This is a genomic window from Halalkalibacter sp. HAAS-P014, assembly GCF_056619965.1.
The window spans coordinates 1-19,571 of the sequence record NZ_JBWQTV010000017.1; the positions used below are offsets into that span (position 1 = coordinate 1).

The window sequence follows — 19,571 nt, forward strand, 5'->3', positions numbered from 1 at the left end:
TAGTCTGGTGGCGATAGCGAAGAGGTCACACCCGTTCCCATGCCGAACACGGTCGTTAAGCTCTTTTGCGCCGATGGTAGTTGGGGGCTTCCCCCTGTGAGAGTAGGACGTTGCCAGGCAGTTAAAAGACAATCCATTGGATTGTCTTTTTTTTCGTTCCTTACCACAAACAAGTACGAATAGAGTGAAATACCTATCAAATTGTATGATTTTGATAGGTATTTTTATAGGAGTTGCGAAGCTAAGCGCGGAAATTCTATTGGTTGGCAACGTGCTAGATGAGAAGCTGTTTGAACAAATAAATAGCAAGTAAAGACATAATTTTTATTAACTAGAGAAGTTGTATGGTCTATCCTTTCAGTATAATACGTCTGTCCCTACCCTAAATCCCTTCTACACTACAAGTGTACGGGGGTTTCCATTCTACGAACAAAATAAAACTCTTCCAACACTTGTAAAATACATATGGATATTTACTAAAATATATTAGTAAATTGAATGCAGATTATTTACTAGTAATAACCAATCAAAATCGAATTTAACTTTATTTAACTGATTTTTTATCAGCATTTTCATCCAAAAATGCTCTAAAATGATCACCCCAATTACAAATGGAAGTGACAACAGGTTCTAATTGAAGACCAATTTCGCTTAGTTCATATTCTACTTTAGGAGGAACAACTGGGTATACCTTTCTAGTAATAATTTGATCCTCTTCTAACTCCCTTAATTGTCTAATTAACATACGTTGATTGACATCTGGTAGGTATTTTTGTATTTCACTTAATCTTAAAGGAGATTGTTGAAGCAAACACCAGATAATCGCTATTTTCCAACGCCCCCCAATTACGGACAGAGCTAAATCTTTGTTAGTAAAAAAAGACTTTTCTTTATAATGAATGACCATATTATCACATGCCTTTCTATGGTTTATTTTTTATATAGTGACAAAAAAGTCAGTATTTACTGTTGGATTATAATATGGAATGATGAAAAAGTAAATTGGGAAATAAAGGTAGGTGTGATTCGTTTAAATGTAAAGCTACTGTTCTTTTAACCCGAGAGAAACACTTTTTTTGATTATTTTGATTGTAGTGACAAAAAAGTCAGTATTGATACTATGTTTTTAATATGTGATTATTAAAAAGAATCAGAAAATAAAAAGAAAGAAGGGATTCAATTGAAAAGCAGAGCTGCTGTTGCATTTAAATCAGGAGAACCACTTCAAATTGTAGAAATAGATGTAGAAGAACCAAAAGCAAGAGAAGTATTAGTTAAAATTCTCTATACCTCAGTCTGTCATACAGATGCATTTACATTATCTGGTGATGATCCGGAAGGCGTATTTCCTGCTGTACTAGGTCATGAAGGTGCTGGTGTTGTTGTTTCTGTAGGAGATGAAGTAACTTCAGTAAAACCGGGAGACCATGTGATTCCACTATACACAGCTGAATGTGGGGAATGTAAATTCTGTCGTTCTGGAAAAACAAACTTATGTAGTGCCGTCCGAGAAACTCAAGGGAAAGGCTTAATGCCTGATGGAACTACTCGTTTCTCTTATAATGGAGAGCCGATTTATCATTACATGGGAACTAGTACATTTAGTGAATATACAGTTGTTTCTGAAGTCTCTTTAGCAAAAATTGACCCAGAAGCTCCACTTGATAAAGTTTGTCTATTCGGATGTGGTGTGACTACAGGAATTGGTGCTGTACACAACACAGCAAAAGTAGAAGAAGGAGCTGTAACAGCAGTATTTGGTCTTGGGGCGATTGGATTAGCCGTCATTCAAGGATTGGTTCAAGCAAAAGCAAGCCGAATCATTGCGATAGACTTAAATGAGGATAAGTTTGAGTTGGCTAAAAAAATGGGAGCCACTGACTTTATAAATCCTGCTAAATTTGATAAACCAATTCAAGAAGTAATCATTGAAATGACGGATGGAGGAGTCGATTACAGCTTCGAGTGTATTGGAAATGTTGAAGTCATGAGATCTGCTCTTGAATGCTGTCACAAAGGCTGGGGTGAAAGTACGATTATCGGTGTAGCAGGTGCAGGTAAAGAAATTCATACTCGTCCATTCCAATTAGTAACAGGTAGAGTATGGCGTGGATCAGCCTTTGGTGGGGTAAAAGGAAGAACTCAATTGCCAGGAATGGTCGAAGATTATATGAACGGTGAAATCGATTTGGATTCGTTTATCACACACCACTTAGACTTTAAAGACATCAATGAAGCATTTGACTTGCTTCATAAAGGTGAGTCGATTCGTACGATTTTAACATATGGAGAGTGAGAAAGTGAGTCTTAAACTTATTGAAAAACATCGCTCTTTTGATGGGCAGCAATGTAAATATAATCATTATTCAGAAGTTTTACAATGTGAGATGACATTTAGTATTTACTTACCATCAAATAAAGAAAAGAAAAAAATTCCTCTTATTTGGTGGCTATCTGGTTTAACCTGTACAGATGATAATTTTAGTCAAAAAAGTGGATTTCAAAGATTAGCTGAAAAATATCAAGTAGCCGTTATGATTCCAGATACTTCACCACGTGGAGAACATGTGGCTGACGATGACGGATGGGATCTTGGAAAAGGTGCAGGTTTTTATCTAAATGCGATACAAGACCCGTGGGCAACGCATTATAACATGTATACGTATATAGTAGAAGAATTAACAGCTATTGTGCCCACTTTGGTACCACATTTTTCAGGAGAAGAAAGTATTATGGGGCATTCAATGGGCGGTCATGGTGCTTTAGTGATTGGCATGAAAAATGCGACAAGATTCAAAGCAATTTCTGCCTTTTCTCCTATTTTAAGTCCTAGTAGAGTCCCGTGGGGAATAAAAGCTTTCTCCACTTATTTAGGAGAAGATAGAGCTTCCTGGAAAGAATGGGATGCTTCAGAACTGGTCAAAGAAGCCGGTATGCCGCCTACTCTTATTACGCAAGGAACTCAAGATAATTTTTATCCAGAACAGCTAGATGAAACGTATTTTTTAAAGAATATTCATGAAAATAATCAAGTAGTAAATTACGAGAAAATGGAAGGTTATGATCATAGCTATTTCTTTATAGCTACTTTCTTAGAAGACCATTTTGCTTTCCATATGAAGCACTTAAAATAATATTTAATAGAAATAAAAATATCCACATGACAATTGAATGTGGATATTTTCGATTACTGCATGTCGATGTATTTTAAAGTTTATTATTTAAAAATGAGTAATGGTTTGAAGAAGGGGTGAGCTAATTGGGGATTATCGTTAAAACGGATATAAAAAAAATGTTAGTCAATGACCACGTTAGACCCTACTTATTAAAAGCCCGTTATGGGATTGAAAAAGAAAGTAAACGAGTTGACTTATCCGGAAATTTAGCTAAAACGGATCATCCTAAAAGTATTTCACTGCGAGATGATCATCCATATATTCAGCGCGACTTTTCAGAATTACAAATGGAAATCATCACACCTGTTACTGAGACATTAGAGGAACTGTTTAATTACTTAGCGGCGATCCATGATGTTGCTTATCGTTCTATGGGTGATAAGGAAATGCTTTGGCCTTTAAGTATGCCGCCAAATTTACCAGAAAAAGAAGAAGATATTGTGATTGCGAAATTGAAAAGTGCTGAAAATGTTCGATATCGCCAAACTTTATCCCAGTCTTATGGACGTCGTAAACAAATGTTTTGTGGTGTTCATTTCAACTTTGAATTCGGCGATGAGCTAATCCAAGCGTTATTTAACGCGCAATCGGAGAGTAAAGATTATCGACATTTTAAAACAGAGATTTATCTAAAAGTCACAAGAAACTATTTACACTATCGGTGGATATTCACTTATTTTTATGGAGCTTCTCCTAGTAGTGAAAAGAATTTTTTCAAAGAAGATTCTTTGAATGAGGCAGTAAGAAGCATTAGAAGCAGTAAGTATGGGTATACAAATTCCGATGAGGTTCAAGTGTCATATAGTAGTATACAGAATTATCTATCAGATCTTTCGTTGATGGTTAAAAGAGGGCTTCTATCAGAAGAAAAAGAATTTTATTCAGCTGTCCGTTTAAGAGGTGGACATCATGTTTCAGATTTAGAAGAACACGGTATTCGTTATATTGAATTGCGCAATATAGATTTAAATCCTTTTGAAACGTATGGAATTAGCTATGAACAAGCAGAATTTCTCCATCTTTTCTTACTTTATTTGCTATGGAAAGATGAAGGGGAAAATTGTGATGACTGGGTAAAAATGGGGGATTACTACAATGATGTAGTGGCTCTTGAGCATCCACTCGAGCATACAAAATTCGAAAAAGAGGCTAAAAATATAATTGATGAAATGGAACATTTAGTAAAACTCTTACAATTGCCTATTTCAGATACGTTATTCATTAATCTGAGAGAAATGCTGATGGACCCAAGTAAGACTTTAGCGGGAAGGCTTTATAAAGAAGGTGAAAAAAGTAGTCAAGTTCAAGTGGCTACGTCAATTGCAAAAAATAATTATAAAAAATCATGGGGTAAGCCATATCAATTAGCAGGATTTACTGATATGGAGTTGTCCACTCAGATTTTAATGTTTGATGCCATTCAACAAGGAATTAAAGTAGAAATTTTGGACCGACAAGATCAATTTTTGAAGCTGAAATTAAAAGATCATGTTGAATATGTTAAAAATGGAAATATGACAAGTAAAGATAATTATGTATCTACTTTAATTATGGAAAATAAAACAGTAACCAAGAAAATTCTTCACCAACATGGATTTCAAGTGCCTAAGGGTGAGGAGTTTCAAACAATCGAGCAAGCTTTACGATCCTATCATTTATTTTCCAGCAAACCTTTTGTTGTGAAGCCGAAAACCACAAACTATGGATTAGGAATATCGATCTTCAAAGAAAGCGCAAATTACGAAGATTATCAAAATGCCATTACACTAGCATTTAAAGAAGACTCTTCTATATTAATAGAAGAATTTCTTAATGGAACAGAATATCGATTTTTTGTGTTAAATAATCAAGTTTATGCTGTTTTATTACGAATTCCTGCGAATGTTAAAGGTGACGGTAAACATACAATTGAAGAGTTAGTCATGAAAAAGAATCGTGACCCGTTAAGAGGAAGAGACCATCGGAAACCTTTAGAAAGTATACAATTAGGTGAATTGGAGGACCTTATGCTTAAAGGTCAAGGATATCGAATGGATTCGATTCCAAAAAATGAAGAAATCGTCTATTTGCGTGAAAACTCTAATATTAGTACAGGTGGGGACTCGATTGATGTGACCGATCAAATTCCTGATGATTATAAAAAAATAGCCGTGGATGCGGTATCTACACTGGGAGTTAAAGTTTGTGGAATCGATTTGATTATTGAAAATACAGAAGTACCTGCATCTCATAAAAATGCTTACGGGATTATTGAGGCCAACTTTAACCCATCTATGTATATGCATATCTATCCATACAAAGGAGAGTCTCGACGTTTAACTAAGCATATTATCCATTTTTTATTCCCTGAACTATTGCAAAGTCAGTAGGAAAACTACTAGCAACTATAACAGGTTCTTTTGCCTCACAGTAGGAACTGATACTGGTAATACACAACCATTAAGAGACGATTACGCCAAAAGTTAGTTTATCAATCAGAGGTAATGGGGGGCAGTCCCACTTTGCAAATACACTAGATTGATAATAGAATACCCTATAAAAAGACGACTTGCCGAATCTAAGCTGATTTGAATTTTCATAAATTTAAGCAAAAAGTGCTAATCTTTGCAGGATGGAGCACTTTTTCTTTTTGGGGAAATTCTTGAGACAAAGAAGGTGGTATGGTTTGCCCTTATCTAAAAGTGCTTGGATCTGGCTTTCCCCTTTTGAAACACTTTTTTGTGGCTTAGTGTTAAAATAATATAATGAATTCTTTTCTACTAATAAAAGAAAAGAGGTGAAGTATGAAAAAAAAGTACGTGCTCCAAACAGCTGAAGGTTTAGGAAAGGCTTTTTCTTTTGTTTTGGGTGGACCTATTAAACTTGGAGGCAGTGTAATAAAAAATGATTACATTCAAGAGATTGGCGATAGTGTCTCAAATTCGACTAGATTCTTTTTTGGAAATATTGGTGGTGTAGGTCAAGGAGTAGTTGATACAACAATAGGTCTAGTCAAAAAAGATAAGAAATTAAGGAATGAGGGCTTAAGTGAAGTCGGTGGTGCGACGTGGAATGTAACGAAAGGAATGGCTAAGGGTGTATGGTATACATCTAAAAATATGTATGAAGTTGCAACAGGTATAGTTGGCAAAGATCAGGTTAAAGTAAAGAATGGCTTAAAAAATATCGGTAAGGTCGGTGCGGTTCTCGTAATCGCTTACGGAGTATTTGATGTGGTCGATAATGTAACTGGTGAGGTTCATGCTGATGTTGAGGTTGCGATCATTGAAACAATAAATGCTGATTTAGATGGTACAACACATCCAGAAACAGGCGTGCTTTATGAATCTAGTACAGTACAACTACCAGATGGAACCGTTGTACAAGGTGTATTTCCAGTGTTTGAATCCGTTTATGATACCCAAATTCCAGAAGAGTACTATGAATCCTCTAGCTATATGCATGAAAAGCTTAGTAATGATCAACTCTACGAAGCTATTCACTTGTCTCCCGAACTCAAAGCGCAATTTACGGATATTCAACTTGAACAAATATATGATGGTGAAACACCCGATGGGTATACTTGGCATCACCATGAGCAACCGGGGAAAATGCAGTTAATGGATACAGTGATTCATGCACAATCAGGCCATAGTGGTGGTATGAGTTTATGGGGTGGAGGTTATTAATTTTTTCAAAGGTGGTGTTTTCGTGGAAAGCGTTCAATGGAAATATAGTAAGGGTGTAGTGAATGAAGCCACACTTTCTGAATTGGAGTCGTTTTACCAGGTAACCTTTCCTGGATTTTATAAGAAGATTATTCGAAATTATAATGGGGCAAGGCCGCGTCCAAATATTATATCTATAAAGCCTGGTTTAGATGTACAACTAAGATCGTTTTTACCTATAGGAAAGTCCTTTCCAGATAACCTTGTTATGATAAACAAAGCATTACAAGAGTCACTGCCAAAAGGTGTAATCGCTTTTGCAAATGATGATTTTGGAAATTATTTTTGCTTTGATTTTCGTAAAAAGGATGCCGTAGTTATTTTATTTTTTGAACATGAAACTAGTGAAATGACAATCATATCTAATGAGTCATTTGAATTGTTAAGTTATACGGTTTAGTTTTAATAAAGCCGCTAAGTGGATCGTAACGGGAGCTTTACTGCTAAGCTATTTTACAGATCTGCTTTTCTTTTTGTCTTTTTCATTGCTTTTAATAGGTAGCCCCCCTTAAATTTACGAGGCTCATAAGAAATAATAAAGGCATGTGGCTCATATTCCTCAATCATCTTCATTAGTTTTTCTTCCATGCTTCTTTTAGTCAAAATTTGAAGCTGAAAACGAATACTGTCTTTCCCCATTCCTTCAAATACGGTCACTCCAAAACCATTGTTTCGAAGAGTCGAAATTAGTTTAGTATTATTATTCATCAAGTTAACAGTAAGGTTTGTATATCCTAAAGCTAATTTATTTTCAATAAAACCACCTAAATAAATACCAGCAGCAAAGCCTAAGGCATATACAAGCATCTCAGCAATACTTTGCTCACCACTAAGGACAATCGATAAACCGAAAACATAAATCAATGCTTCCATAAATCCGAAAATAGAAGCAAGGGTGCTCATATTCTTAACAACAAATATAATGCGAAGAGATAAAATGGGTACTAATATAATTTGTAGTAAAAAAATCAAAAGGATGCTAGACATATGTAATCACTCCTTTCTATAAAAAAGTTTATAATGAAACGTCCAAATAGCTCACATTTAGAATCACCAAAAACCGTGAAATCATGTGCAGAACCAAACATGTTACATTATTTTACGAGGATTGAGAATAGAAAACATTTTGACTACTATGAATAGCAGTTCATATTTTACTTGAGGAAGTAGGTAATTTTTTGCTAAATAGAAAGTTTACTTTGCGCACGATTATTATTTGCCTTATTTGTATTGTTGTGCTCTTTTCTCTGCTCCTTACAGATCTTCTAGTTAGTAAATCGATTAATGAAAATAGTATCAATAAGGAAGAAGAGAAGGCATTAACGATCGCTCGAATTGTCGCCCAGTCAGAAAGTGTCCAAAAAGGGTTAATTGAAGGGAAAGTTGAGGAAATTCAACAGTATGCTAATGAAGTTCGTCAATTAGCTGAAGTTCTTTTTGTTGTTGTCATGGATATGAATGGGATTCGCTATTCTCACCCGGACAGTGAGTTAGTAGGTAAACCATTTCAGGGAGGAGATGAGACGCTAGTATTTGAAGGGAATGAGTACAGTTCAATTTCTGAAGGAGCTTTAACGACTTCACTAAGGTCCTTTATAGGGTTGCTCCAACATAATAACCGATAAAAGCAAGTAGAATACCACCCAACATCGATCCAAATACGTACATAGCAGATTCAAAGGGTGTATATGTATGAAATAAAAATGTCGCATCTGCTGCTAGTGTCGACATTGTTGTAAAACCACCGCATAATCCAACTCCTAACCCTGTTTTCACCCAATTCTTTGGTACAAAAATAAGAAACCAAGCAGTTAAAAATCCTAAGAGTAAACTTCCAAAGAGATTTTCAATAATCGTCCCAAATGGGTATCCCGTTTCTAACGTCAAAAGATTTAACCAATATCGACTAATCGTCCCGAGAGCTGCGCCAATTCCAATGGCAATATATTCTTCCATTGCTCCTTCAAAAATACTTCCACCTTTCTATAAAGACCTTCTACTACTTCGCTCTAGTGTACTTGAGGGTTTATACAAGAGCAAAGAAGTGTCGAATATTTATTATTGTTTTTTTGAATAAGACCCGATTAGTAAATTAGCATCAATAAATAAAGATAACAAAACAACCAAAAGGATTGCAACCGTTGTAGGAATTCCATGGTGTGCTACATGGAATTTTCCTGCATCAGTTTCTTCCTGATTCATCCCACGAATATCACTCCAATGGGGACAATTCAACTGGAATCGTCCCGGTGCTCCTATTGACAATTTTTAAATTGGTTATATACTCATATATATAACTATAAGGGTATATGTCCTGTAGGGTGATAAATGGTTACAAATGTTTGAAGGGGGGATGGCGATTGACCATTTCGTTCCATGATAAGAAGCCAATTTTTATTCAAATTAAAGAGTGGATTGAGGACCAAATTGTGAAAGGGGAATTGAAGGAGCATGATCAAATCCCTTCAACGACACAGATGGTGCAATTTTATAAAGTGAATCATATTACCATTTCCAAAGGGATTAATTTGCTCGTGGACGAGGAGATTATTTATAAGAAAAGAGGTGTTGGGATGTTTGTTACAGAGGGAGCGCGAGAGAAACTACTGGAGAATAGGAAACTTGTCTTTGCTGATGAATTTATACTTCCTATGATTCAGGAGTCTGAGAAGCTGGGCTTATCAGAGAAGGATATCACCGACATCATCAAGCAGTTGAAGGGAGAGAGATCTTAATGAGTTTTGATATAGTGGCGAAAAATGTAAATCTTAATTTTAAAGAGTTTGAGGCTCTGAAGGATATTTCCTTTACGCTTGAATATGGGAAAACCTATGGTTTGCTTGGGAGAAATGGTGCTGGTAAAACCAGTTTTCTTTCCTTGTTAGCTTCTTATCGGGAAGTAACCTCAGGATCATTAACGATTGGAGGGGAAGATCCTTTTGAAAATAAGAAGATTATGCCTCATGTAGGGTTCGTGTATGAGTCTGATTACAGCGATGAAGATGAAGTGGTGAAAGGATATTTTGACTTTGCAGATCGGTATCGCCCTCATTTTGACAGGAACTATGCGGAGGAGCTATCTCATCGGTTTAAACTGCCCCTTGATAAACCGATTAATAAACTTTCTAGTGGGAAGCAATCAGCATTGAATGCCATCCTCGGTCTCGCTAGTCGATCGCCGGTGACGATATTAGATGAAGTGTATTTGGCGATGGATGCTCCAACCCGTGAGCTATTTTACGAGGAAGTGATTGAGGAGCAGGCGCGCCATCCGAGGACAATGATTCTCTCAACGCATCTTGTGTCGGAGATGGAGTATTTGTTTGATCATGTCTTGTTGCTTCATGACGGGAAGTTGCTTGTGGATGAGCCGTACGACGAGTTCGTTGAAAGAGGAGCATCGGTTACAGGTTCCGTGAAGACAGTGGATTCGTTTGTAGTGGGTATGCAGCAGTTGAAAACGCAACAGCTTGGTGAGACGAAATCGGTAATGGTATACGGAGAAATGAGTGAAGAAAAGCGTTTGGAAGGGGAGCGATTAGGCTTAGAGATTGGACCAGTTTCCCTTCAGGAATTATTTATCCATTTAACAGGGGAGGAGGATTAAATATGAGTATTAAACAGAATTCTACTACGGCTAAAGTAGGATTAGACCTTTTTTCTGTCCAAATGAAGTGGGCTCTCTGGTTCATCGGAATTGTCTTCATTGTTTATCTTGTCGTTCCTATGTTCGTAACGAATGTGGAACAGTTTAATGTACATTTCCTCGCTTTTATCTTTCAGCCTGCAAAAATTTTTATGTTGATTATTGGCATCCTCTCGTGCTTTGCATTCCTTGGATATTTCGTAGGGAATGGGATTACGAGAAAGGATTATTATCTCGGATCGGCTGCCGCTGCTTTTGGGGTAGTGGTGGCGATTATGCTTATCGCCAGTGCATTACAAGGGATGCTCCAATTTGTTGGGGGGGTTACTGCCTATGTGCCAAGTACAAGCCATGGGGAAAGTTGGTATATGGGGTCGGTTTGGCTCGTGCCGTTCGTGGCTTATAGCATGTCGATTGTCGCATATTATTTAGCAGGTTGGCTCATTAGTATCGGGTTTTATCGCTATGGTGGCTTTGGTGGGTTCCTTTCCATCCTTGGTGCAATTATTTATGTAGGACTAACCGATCTGGGATCGGATGGAGCAAGCTCACTTCAACTATTCGGGTTTATCAGTATTCCCTATCCTGATTTAACGTTGCCCCTTGCCATGGTGGTGACGATCGTCCTCCTTGTCGTTGGACTATGGCTGCTTCGCCAACTGACGAAACGAGTACCAATTAAGATGGATTAGAGTGAGGTAGCTTGTCTCCCAGTAAGTGTGGTGCAATATTCCAGCTTGGGGGCAGGCACCTTAAAATTGAATACAAAATTTGTTAGGAGCGATTATGTTGACAGTAGAAAAAAGTTTAAGAATCTGTGAAAAGGGACATAAGTATTACAAAAGTAGTGAGTGTCCAAGTTGCCCTATTTGTAATAAAGAGAATAAACCTGAAAGTGGCTTCCTATCGAAACTAAGTTCACCTACCAGAAATGCCTTACTTCACGAAGAGATTGATACTCTGCAAAAACTCTCAAAGTACACCGAAAAAGAAATCCTAAAAATCCATGGTATTGGACCAGCTTCCTTACCTACTTTGAGAACTTCATTAGAAGAAGAAGGGTTATCATTTAAAGAATAAATAATCTACAATATTTCTATGATTTTGGAATTGGGTTAGTTTGCCGATTCAACAAAAAACACCGACTTTTATAAAGTGGAATCGGTGTTTTTTCGTTTTAAATTATTCCCGCAAAATCTTCTTTATCGCTTTTCCCTTTGCTAACTCATCGATTAGCTTATCCAAATAGCGAATGTCCTGCATAGTTGGTTCCTCAATGTCTTCCACCCGGACACCGCAGACCACACCTTTGATCAAAGCCCGCGAAGGATTCAGTTGGGGAGCTTCCGCAAAGAAGGTCTCAAAGTCTGTCTGTTTTTCCATTTGTGCTTCTAATTCTTCTTGGCTATACCCTGTCAACCAACGGATGATTTCGTTGACTTCTGTTTTCGTACGTCCTTTTCTCTTTGCCTTCGTAACATAATGTGGATAGACACTTGCAAAACTCATTGTATAGATCTTATGTTTAGCTATGATACATCATCCCTTAAATGGTTTTCTCTATTATAGTACGAAAAATATTCAGGTTCAAAGAAAGTAACCGTCATTTAGCTCTCACTAGCAAACATATGACCAGCTGTCTCATGCATGGCTTTCGACCTGATACTTCAGCGTATTCGTTAAGAGTGATTATAAACTAATGACCATTTCTCGGAAAAAAAGGGGCGATAGTGAAAAGATTCAGTTGACCTTCACGCATACGTAAAGGTGTAGAGTGATAGTATCAGGAGGTGAGCAAATGGAATACACCATACAGAAACTTGCTCAGCTAGCAGGAGTCAGTACGAGAACACTTCGGTATTATGATGAAATCCATATTCTTAAGCCAGCAAGAATTAACTCGTCGGGATATCGAATTTATGGTCAGGTAGAAGTGGATCGATTACAGCAAGTCTTGTTTTATAAAGAATTAGGGGTAAGTCTTGAAAAGATCAAAGAAATCATTACTTCCCCTTTTTATGATGAAACCCATGCACTGAAGGAACACCGGGAACAACTTCTTGGACAAAGGAAGTTAGATGTGTTGATTGCCAATGTAGAAAAAACAATTGATTCAATGGAAGGGAGAATCATAATGACAGATAAAGAGAAATTTGAAGGTTTTAAGCAGCAATTGATTGATAACAACGAGGAGAAATACGGGAAAGAGATTCGTGAAAAATATGGCGATAATGTAGTTAACCAGTCTAATGAAAAACTTACTAATATGACGAAAGAAGAGCATGACGAGGTTAGTCGTCTTGCAAATGAAGTCCTGGAGACTCTGGAAGAAGCATTTAAAACTGGAGACCCAGGGAGCGATATTGCACAGAAAACGGCGAAGTTGCATAAGAAGTGGCTTATGTATTATTGGAGGGAATACAACAAGGACGCTCATGCTGATCTTGCTCAAATGTATGTGGGTGATGATCGGTTTAAGAAGTATTATGAAAGGATGCCAGGGATGACAGATTTTTTAAGAGACGCAATTCTAATTTATACAGGCCCTATGAGGAACAACTGATCTATTTGTTAGAACTTCAATGAAATATGAGCAAATGGTTAAAGAGAATGAATATGCAAAAAAATAGTAACATCAATGAAAAAGCATTATAGGGATTCCATAATATGGGTTCCCTATTTTTTATTTTATCCTTTGCAATCCGTTTTTCAGATGTTATAGTGTGTATATAGATATAAACACCATAACACTAGGAGGGATTTATAATGAATGTATTAGATACTTTATGGGCTTATGTTCTTGTTTTTTTATTTGCTGCAGTGCCTTTTTTTGAGTCATATGGAGTTATTCCGTTAGCAATGATTGCTGGGTTATCTCCAGTTCCCGTCATCATCCTTGCACTTATTGGTAATATTCTAACGGTTTTATTTGTGATAATATTTGTTAATAAAATTAAAGAATGGAGACAAAAGCGAAAAAAGGAAGAAGAAAAAACACCAAGTAAACGAACAGTAAGAGCACAAAAGCTATGGAAAAAGTACGGCTTACCAGGGCTTGCTATGATTGGTCCTTTCTTTGTCGGAAGTCACTTGACTGCGTTTATGAGCTTATCATTTGGAGGAACGAAAAAGAAAACAGCGTATTGGATGACAGGAAGTATCGTAATTTGGAGTTTATCAATAGCTGTATTGGTTTACTTCGGAATCGATTTATTTGGGCATGGAGAGCGACAAAATATTTTTGAGTAAGAGGAGGAAGTGACTTGTTTCAGCAAGCAGTTTGGTTAGCTAAAAAAGAATTAAAATCGCAATGGGTAGCAATTGCCATGACGTTAGGAGCAACGATTTTTATTGGATTATTTTCCAGTATTCTGCTTGAACAATCAGTTAGAAAGTTATTTGGGGCTGAAATGATGTTTTATAATCATACGCTACTGGACATTATTTTCCTTGTAATGACTCCATCGTTTGCAGCGATTTTTATGTCCCGACCATATTTAACCTTTCAAACGATAAAGGACGATCCATTTAGCAAAAGAATGGCCTTATTCCGTACGTTGCCTATTCCAATTGCTACCCTATCGTTAAGTAGAATACTTCTTATGATTGGAACATTCATCGTTATGTCTTTAGCATTTTATGTAACGATAACAATAGCCTTACCAACACATTTTTTTGAGCTTATGACTCCGGTAGAGTACTTAGTATTTATCCTCTTTTGGTTAGGCTATGCTTTAGCGATAGGAGGGGTAAATCCATTCGTTGAATATGGAACTAATGGGAAAATATTACATCTACTTCCGTTGGTTTTTATTGTCGTTTTTCTCGCAACAGTGTTTATTTTCTACAATTTAGTAGGGCAAGGTATCGTTGAAACGGTATTGATCCTTATTAAGAGTCATGGTTGGCCATTAGCAGCCGTCTCCCTTTTTGTCGGCGTTTGTGGCAGCTATATTTGGAACAAATTGCTGACAATGAGATTATCAAAAAGAGATTACTTGTAATGGAGGGAGGGGGAAGCGATGAAGCTACCGATTCGTGTTTCAGAGGAAAGTAGAGAACCAATCTATCACCAAATTGAAACCCAAGTGAAATCACTAATTGTAGGTGGGCACCTCTCACCAGGAACACCGCTCCCTTCCATTCGAGCGATGGCAAGTGAGTTAGCGTGCAGTGTTATAACAACGAGGCGAGCTTATCAAAATTTGGAAAGTGACGGATATATCAAAACGGTTCAAGGGAAAGGAACGTTTGTAAGAGAGATTGAGAAGCTACAAAAGGAAGAAGCGAAACAAAAGGTTGTGTATGACGCATTCCAAAAAGCAATTGAACAGGGAATGCAGGTCGGATGCTCGATAGATGATTTGATGACGATTTTCAATGAAGTGTTAAAGCGAAATTTTCACGAAAAATAATGGGGGATGATCATGAAAACCTCAATGGTTGATATAAAAGGGATAAGCAAACACTATAAAAAATTTTCTCTAGGTCCAATCGATTTTCAAGTGGAAAAAGGTACAGCAGTCGCAGTAGTTGGAGCAAATGGATCTGGTAAAACTACTTTTTTTCGAATGATGATGAACCTTCTTCAAGCTGATGGAGGGTCGATTCATCTATTTGGTCAGGATTTTGCTAGCAAAGAGACCGAAATAAAGCAAAAAATTGGATATGTTGGTGATTTACTCGAACCATTTGGTCATTTAACGGTGAAAGAGCTTGCTTCATTGATTGCTTATTGGTATCCAACGTGGGATCAACAGCATTGTGCGCTTTTGTTTAAACGGTACAGCATTGATGAGGAGCAAAAGTTTGGTAAGTGCTCGAAAGGAACGAAGAAAAAAGTAGAATTTATTTTTGCACTTTGCCATGAATCAAAAGTCTTATTGTTAGATGAACCATCAGCTGGTGTAGACATCGTTTCACAACAGAAAATGAAAGAAGATTTAATGAACTATATGGAAGATGGAGAAAGAAGTATTGTTCTAGCGACACATAATATTGATGAAGTAAAGCAATTATGTGATTCTATTACGCTTTTAGAAAATGGAAAAATCATCGCTACATTCGATAAAGATGAAATTCATGATAAGTGGGCGAGGCTGTGGGTGTCCCATCTTCCAGAAGCATTGAAAGATCATCCTCATGTTATTAAGGTAGAAGAAGTCCCGCCACAAATTGTTACGGATCATCTGCCAGTCATCGAGAAAGAGTTAGAAGAAGTTGGGATTTCGATTAGCCATGCGAACCGTTTATCGCTTGAAGAAGTGATAGAGCATATGATTAGTCGTGGTCAAAGTAAATGAAACCTTATTATGTTGGAAACGTAAAGAGGTTAGAAAAGGGTTTTCGTATAGTGAGTGGAAAGGTAGATGGAATAAATGAAAAAAAACATAATCTGCGTGCTTCTCATGACAATCCTATTTTTTATCCCGACTGAAGTGTTTGCCGTTGATTTCAACATTACTAATGTAGAAATTCATGCATTTCTAGAAACAAATGGTGATGTTATAGTTCAAGAGGAACATACGTATGAATTTAGTGGCGAATTCGAGGGGATTATTCGAGAATTAATTCCGAAAGAAGGCACTGAAATAGTTGAGCTTGAAGCTTTTGAAAGCAACAATCCGTTACTAGTAGAGACAGATAGAACTGAACATCGTATTCATCGGGGAGGGAAAGACGAAACAATAACTATTGATATAACTTATAAAATCAACAACGGTATTGACGTTTATGAGGATGTTGCTGAATTTTACTGGCCATTTTTCGATAAAAGTAATGAGACAACATATGAAGGTTTAATAGTTAATGTTATTCCACCAGAGTCGACAATTGCTCTTATTGCCTTTGGCTATGATGAGGCGTACAAAACGGAAACCGTATTTGATGACGGTCAAGTTCAGTTTGCGATGGGAGAGGTTCCACGTTTTTTAAACAGGAATTTCCAAAGTTACTAGCGTCAACGTGGCAATCATTATCCGATGATGATAAAATGCGGGCATTTATTATTGGGATTGGGAGCAATGAAAAAAAGCTTATTAAGAAGAACGAATCACTAGTTAATGCCTTTAAAACAAATGAACGGCAGTCAAGCACAGCCTATGGCTTTGATCCGACATGGTTGATCATTGCCGCTGCTGCAACAGTAAATTTTAGGAGTGCAGAGCAGGGTATTGGTACAGGTGCAAGTTCAGGTGGGTTTACTGGCGGTGGATCAGGAGCATTTTAATATTAGTTGTAGTTCAAGGTTTAGAGCGCTTTCCTTAGGAATGGAAAGCGCTAATTTTATTGGGACGGAAGAGGGCCTCATTTAATTTCACTTTTAAATCCCTTTTAGCAGAACCTCTAAACCAAATTGAAATTCATTTTCCATTTTCATCTTAGAAAGGTCGATTTCCACTGTTTAACAAATGATGTTGATCCCGTTTTTTCTGAGTAAATCTAATAGTCATAATTAAATTAACGGAAGCGTTTCTGCAACAGCAGCAGGAACGCTTTTTCACGAATGAGCAGGTTTGTTTAAGAGGTATTCGTAAAATAATAGAAGGTATTTTATTCATTTTTTTGGTGACTTTATTGTGGAAAGCTTTGTCAAAAAGATAATAACTATCGCAAATTGGAACCGTTAACAGATGAGACTGGATTTTAAGTTTATACATATACAGTCCTATTTAATTGTGCAAGGAAAGTCGGGAATCACTTTTTATTCACTGCTATTGTTGTAAGTGAGGAGGTTGTGAGATGGAAAATCTTAAAAAGTTGAATGAAGCAATTAACTATATTGAGGAAAACTTGACGAGTGAGATTGATTTTAGGAAAGTCGCAAAAATTGCTCATTGTTCTGAGTATCACTTCATGAGAATGTTCTCCTTTATATCTGGTATCACATTAACTGAATATATTCGGCGAAGAAGATTAACGTATGCGGCACATGATTTAATTAATGAGAATTCAAAGGTGATCGATGTTGCATTGAAATTTCACTATAAATCACCTGATTCTTTTGCTAGGGCTTTCCAAAAATTTCATGGGGTTAAACCAAGTCAGGTTAAAAAAAATGGGCAGTCACTTAAAGCTTTTCCAAAAATGACCTTTCAACTTACAATTAAGGGAGGAAATGAAATGAATTATAAAATCGTAGAAAAAGGTTCTTTTAGTGTCGTTGGGATTCATAAAAGAACAAAAGTTATGGACGAAGATGTCGATCCTAATATTATACAATTATTACAGAATAACGATGAAACGATAAATGAAATAAAGAAACTAGCAAATACAGAATTAAAGGGATTGCTTCAAATAATGACTAATTACGCTGAAGAGGAAATTGATTTTTATCTTGCGGCTGCTACAACAAAGGAGTGTCCAAGACATCTATCAAAATTAGAAATACCAAAGGCAACCTGGGCAATATTTCATGTGAAAGGTGAGTGGCAAGAGGTTCAGGAAGTTTGGCAACGTATTTACACTGAATGGTTTCCGTCCTCATCATATGAGCATAGTGGAGGCCCAGAAATGATGACAAGTAAGGAAAATGAAAGTGAAATTTGGGTTCCTGTTATAAAAAAGTAAAAGTGCAACTGCCAACCTTATGAGAAGGGGATGAGCACATCCATTCGCGAGTACAGGTTTGGGAAGTAAAGAATCTATCGAATTGATATTTACCATCTATGTGGAGAGCCAACAGAAAACTGTTGGCTATTTCCATTTGTTAATTTCATTGTTATAGCAATGGATACGCTAATTAACGAGTGACTATTCGCTATTATCCACTGGATAGAAACTATTTTAAAATGCCTGTTGTTATTTAACGTATGATACCATTTACTTGAATTTAGAACCTGATTCTTATCCAGAAATTGCTGCTGATGCAAATGAAATTGTAAATCATGTTGTACAAAGTACGGAGCAGGCTTGTTCAATAAGAAAGTAACACAGTAGGAAGGTTAATTTACTATAAAAGATTATTTATGATTTGAAGGAGGTATTTAAATTGAAAGAATTTATTGGTACATTTTTAGCTTGTATAGTTATTTGTTGGATTTTTGCATTTTTCTTCCTCGGTCTTATTGTAGAAAACATCTGGGCTTTAATTATTTTTATTGCGTTCGTAATAGCAGTGTTAATTACAGTTTTTATAAAACAGGAATCCAGAATTGAAGAATTAGAAAAGAAAATGGAAGAGTTATTAAGTAACAAACAGGATTAAGGAATGTTTGATATTGTGAATAATTGTACTTAGAGTAACGGTAAGCAAGAGTTTAACAAGATTTTATTGAAATTGAGGTGTCTTAAAATGAAATCTACTCGATTGAGGAGTTACCACTCAGAAACCTAAATTTGAAATCATCGAGAACGTAATGGTTATTAGCATAAAGAACCATTAAAAAGATGGAGTAGACTTAAATTGTTTTAATATTTTAAAACTTATTTACCGAACAATTGGACCTTTAAAAAGAGAGCTGAACAAACAAGAAATAGAATTATTAAGGCTTATGCAAGTGTCAAGGCATTTTATTTTGATTATAGCAATGAAATGAAAATCATTTGGAGATGAATTATTTTACTAAGTTTTTATTGTCTTTACTTATATATGTAAAGTTAGCAGTAAACTAATAAAGTAATAAGGTTTACTTCAGTAAAATTAGGTATATTATATTTGTTGGATAGATTCTCTTTAAAGACAAGAAAAGTAGGTGAACAAAGTGGGGAAATATCAATTGGATGCCAAAGGTCAGGTAGCTGTGACAAAGTTTCATGAAAAACAGAAGCCTGCCAAACTTGATAAAAAGCAGCAACTTGAAAAAATACGTGCGGAGTATTTGAAAAAGAAGCAAAAACAAACAGATAAATAATATGAGTGAAAACATAGGAAGACTAAGATCTCCCTATGTTTTTATTATTCCATAAACGGGAGCTTATGGAATAATAAGAAAATCAACCGAAAAAACCTTTTGCTGCGCAGTACAAAAATATTGTTCAATAAAATTGATAAGCCACAATTGGAGCAATCGTGGAAGAATAAAGCCTTATTCCCCGTTAAAA

Annotated in this window: 25 protein-coding genes and 1 rRNA gene; 21 read left to right on the forward strand and 5 right to left on the reverse strand. The window is 36.3% G+C overall.

Annotated features, from left to right (window positions below):
* Positions 1-3 precede the first annotated feature (3 nt).
* A 5S ribosomal RNA gene (rrf, locus tag AC1FXZ_RS14160) occupies positions 4-119 on the forward strand.
* A 425-nt stretch (positions 120-544) separates the two neighbouring features.
* On the opposite strand, the gene AC1FXZ_RS14165 is transcribed toward rrf, so the two are convergent.
* The gene (locus tag AC1FXZ_RS14165; protein WP_480054737.1) at positions 545-907 is read right to left on the reverse strand and encodes a winged helix-turn-helix transcriptional regulator; all 363 of its coding nucleotides are present in this window, start codon (positions 905-907) and stop codon (positions 545-547) included.
* Between the two features lie 273 nt (positions 908-1,180).
* Here AC1FXZ_RS14165 and AC1FXZ_RS14170 point away from each other — a divergent pair, with 273 nt between their 5' ends.
* The 5 genes from AC1FXZ_RS14170 to AC1FXZ_RS14190 all read left to right on the forward strand — a co-directional run bounded on the left by AC1FXZ_RS14170 (position 1,181) and on the right by AC1FXZ_RS14190 (position 7,283).
* Positions 1,181-2,296: an S-(hydroxymethyl)glutathione dehydrogenase/class III alcohol dehydrogenase gene (locus AC1FXZ_RS14170; protein ID WP_480054739.1), complete on the forward strand. Its 1,116-nt coding sequence runs from the start codon at positions 1,181-1,183 to the stop codon at positions 2,294-2,296.
* A gap of 4 nt (positions 2,297-2,300) precedes the next feature.
* A complete protein-coding gene (fghA, locus tag AC1FXZ_RS14175; RefSeq protein WP_480055203.1) occupies positions 2,301-3,134 on the forward strand; it encodes an S-formylglutathione hydrolase in 834 nt (277 codons plus the stop codon).
* 158 nt (positions 3,135-3,292) lie between these two features.
* Complete coding sequence (gene gshAB, locus AC1FXZ_RS14180) at positions 3,293-5,545, forward strand: bifunctional glutamate--cysteine ligase GshA/glutathione synthetase GshB (protein ID WP_480055205.1); 2,253 nt, start codon at positions 3,293-3,295, stop codon at positions 5,543-5,545.
* A gap of 414 nt (positions 5,546-5,959) precedes the next feature.
* Positions 5,960-6,844: an HNH endonuclease gene (locus AC1FXZ_RS14185; RefSeq protein WP_480054741.1), complete on the forward strand. Its 885-nt coding sequence runs from the start codon at positions 5,960-5,962 to the stop codon at positions 6,842-6,844.
* A gap of 22 nt (positions 6,845-6,866) precedes the next feature.
* Positions 6,867-7,283 carry an SMI1/KNR4 family protein gene (locus AC1FXZ_RS14190; RefSeq protein ID WP_480054743.1) on the forward strand — a complete coding sequence of 139 codons (417 nt, stop codon included), beginning with the start codon at positions 6,867-6,869 and terminating at the stop codon, positions 7,281-7,283.
* A 53-nt stretch (positions 7,284-7,336) separates the two neighbouring features.
* Here AC1FXZ_RS14190 and AC1FXZ_RS14195 read toward each other — a convergent pair whose 3' ends face one another.
* Entirely contained in the window at positions 7,337-7,870 is a 534-nt protein-coding gene (locus tag AC1FXZ_RS14195) for a DUF2179 domain-containing protein (RefSeq protein ID WP_480054745.1), read from the reverse strand.
* Between the two features lie 191 nt (positions 7,871-8,061).
* On the opposite strand from AC1FXZ_RS14195, the gene AC1FXZ_RS14200 reads away from it, so the two are divergent.
* Positions 8,062-8,508 carry a hypothetical protein gene (locus AC1FXZ_RS14200; protein ID WP_480054747.1) on the forward strand — a complete coding sequence of 149 codons (447 nt, stop codon included), beginning with the start codon at positions 8,062-8,064 and terminating at the stop codon, positions 8,506-8,508.
* Here AC1FXZ_RS14200 and AC1FXZ_RS14205 read toward each other — a convergent pair.
* Both AC1FXZ_RS14205 and AC1FXZ_RS14210 read right to left on the reverse strand, forming a co-directional pair.
* Complete coding sequence (locus AC1FXZ_RS14205; RefSeq protein WP_480054749.1) at positions 8,477-8,839, reverse strand: fluoride efflux transporter FluC; 363 nt, start codon at positions 8,837-8,839, stop codon at positions 8,477-8,479. The two genes, AC1FXZ_RS14200 and AC1FXZ_RS14205, sit on opposite strands and share 32 nt — an antisense overlap.
* 102 nt (positions 8,840-8,941) lie before the next feature.
* Positions 8,942-9,085 carry a hypothetical protein gene (locus tag AC1FXZ_RS14210; RefSeq protein ID WP_480054751.1) on the reverse strand — a complete coding sequence of 48 codons (144 nt, stop codon included), beginning with the start codon at positions 9,083-9,085 and terminating at the stop codon, positions 8,942-8,944.
* 158 nt (positions 9,086-9,243) lie between these two features.
* Here AC1FXZ_RS14210 and AC1FXZ_RS14215 point away from each other — a divergent pair, with 158 nt between their 5' ends.
* The 4 genes from AC1FXZ_RS14215 (at position 9,244) to AC1FXZ_RS14230 (ending at position 11,609) form a co-directional block, all read left to right on the forward strand.
* Entirely contained in the window at positions 9,244-9,618 is a 375-nt protein-coding gene (locus tag AC1FXZ_RS14215; RefSeq protein ID WP_480054753.1) for a GntR family transcriptional regulator, read from the forward strand.
* A complete protein-coding gene (locus tag AC1FXZ_RS14220) occupies positions 9,618-10,490 on the forward strand; it encodes an ATP-binding cassette domain-containing protein (RefSeq protein WP_480054755.1) in 873 nt (290 codons plus the stop codon). The genes AC1FXZ_RS14215 and AC1FXZ_RS14220 overlap by 1 nt, the downstream gene beginning before the upstream one ends.
* Positions 10,491-10,492: 2 nt before the next feature.
* Positions 10,493-11,221, forward strand: coding sequence for a hypothetical protein (locus AC1FXZ_RS14225; protein ID WP_480054757.1), 729 nt, complete (start codon positions 10,493-10,495; stop codon positions 11,219-11,221).
* A 97-nt stretch (positions 11,222-11,318) separates the two neighbouring features.
* Entirely contained in the window at positions 11,319-11,609 is a 291-nt protein-coding gene (locus tag AC1FXZ_RS14230; protein WP_480054759.1) for an RNA polymerase alpha subunit C-terminal domain-containing protein, read from the forward strand.
* A 102-nt stretch (positions 11,610-11,711) separates the two neighbouring features.
* Here the strand turns inward: AC1FXZ_RS14230 and AC1FXZ_RS14235 are convergent, their stop codons facing one another.
* Positions 11,712-12,062, reverse strand: coding sequence for a DUF2200 domain-containing protein (locus tag AC1FXZ_RS14235; RefSeq protein WP_480055207.1), 351 nt, complete (start codon positions 12,060-12,062; stop codon positions 11,712-11,714).
* A 265-nt stretch (positions 12,063-12,327) separates the two neighbouring features.
* Here AC1FXZ_RS14235 and AC1FXZ_RS14240 point away from each other — a divergent pair, with 265 nt between their 5' ends.
* The 10 genes from AC1FXZ_RS14240 (at position 12,328) to AC1FXZ_RS14285 (ending at position 19,381) form a co-directional block, all read left to right on the forward strand.
* Positions 12,328-13,092 carry a MerR family transcriptional regulator gene (locus AC1FXZ_RS14240; protein ID WP_480054761.1) on the forward strand — a complete coding sequence of 255 codons (765 nt, stop codon included), beginning with the start codon at positions 12,328-12,330 and terminating at the stop codon, positions 13,090-13,092.
* Between the two features lie 203 nt (positions 13,093-13,295).
* Positions 13,296-13,778: a small multi-drug export protein gene (locus tag AC1FXZ_RS14245; RefSeq protein ID WP_480054763.1), complete on the forward strand. Its 483-nt coding sequence runs from the start codon at positions 13,296-13,298 to the stop codon at positions 13,776-13,778.
* Between the two features lie 14 nt (positions 13,779-13,792).
* Entirely contained in the window at positions 13,793-14,533 is a 741-nt protein-coding gene (locus AC1FXZ_RS14250; protein WP_480054765.1) for a hypothetical protein, read from the forward strand.
* A gap of 18 nt (positions 14,534-14,551) precedes the next feature.
* Entirely contained in the window at positions 14,552-14,944 is a 393-nt protein-coding gene (locus AC1FXZ_RS14255) for a GntR family transcriptional regulator (protein ID WP_480054766.1), read from the forward strand.
* Between the two features lie 12 nt (positions 14,945-14,956).
* On the forward strand, positions 14,957-15,832 hold the full coding sequence (locus AC1FXZ_RS14260) for an ABC transporter ATP-binding protein (protein ID WP_480054768.1): 876 nt from the start codon (positions 14,957-14,959) through the stop codon (positions 15,830-15,832).
* A 75-nt stretch (positions 15,833-15,907) separates the two neighbouring features.
* Positions 15,908-16,486 (forward strand): DUF2207 domain-containing protein, encoded by a 579-nt coding sequence (locus AC1FXZ_RS14265; RefSeq protein ID WP_480054770.1) that lies wholly within the window; start codon positions 15,908-15,910, stop codon positions 16,484-16,486.
* A gap of 35 nt (positions 16,487-16,521) precedes the next feature.
* Positions 16,522-16,758 carry a hypothetical protein gene (locus AC1FXZ_RS14270; protein WP_480054772.1) on the forward strand — a complete coding sequence of 79 codons (237 nt, stop codon included), beginning with the start codon at positions 16,522-16,524 and terminating at the stop codon, positions 16,756-16,758.
* Positions 16,759-17,270: 512 nt separating this feature from the next.
* Positions 17,271-18,098 carry an AraC family transcriptional regulator gene (locus AC1FXZ_RS14275; protein ID WP_480054774.1) on the forward strand — a complete coding sequence of 276 codons (828 nt, stop codon included), beginning with the start codon at positions 17,271-17,273 and terminating at the stop codon, positions 18,096-18,098.
* A 421-nt stretch (positions 18,099-18,519) separates the two neighbouring features.
* Positions 18,520-18,735 (forward strand): hypothetical protein, encoded by a 216-nt coding sequence (locus AC1FXZ_RS14280; protein WP_480054776.1) that lies wholly within the window; start codon positions 18,520-18,522, stop codon positions 18,733-18,735.
* A gap of 496 nt (positions 18,736-19,231) precedes the next feature.
* On the forward strand, positions 19,232-19,381 hold the full coding sequence (locus AC1FXZ_RS14285; protein ID WP_480054777.1) for a hypothetical protein: 150 nt from the start codon (positions 19,232-19,234) through the stop codon (positions 19,379-19,381).
* The last annotated feature ends 190 nt before the right edge of the window (positions 19,382-19,571 follow it).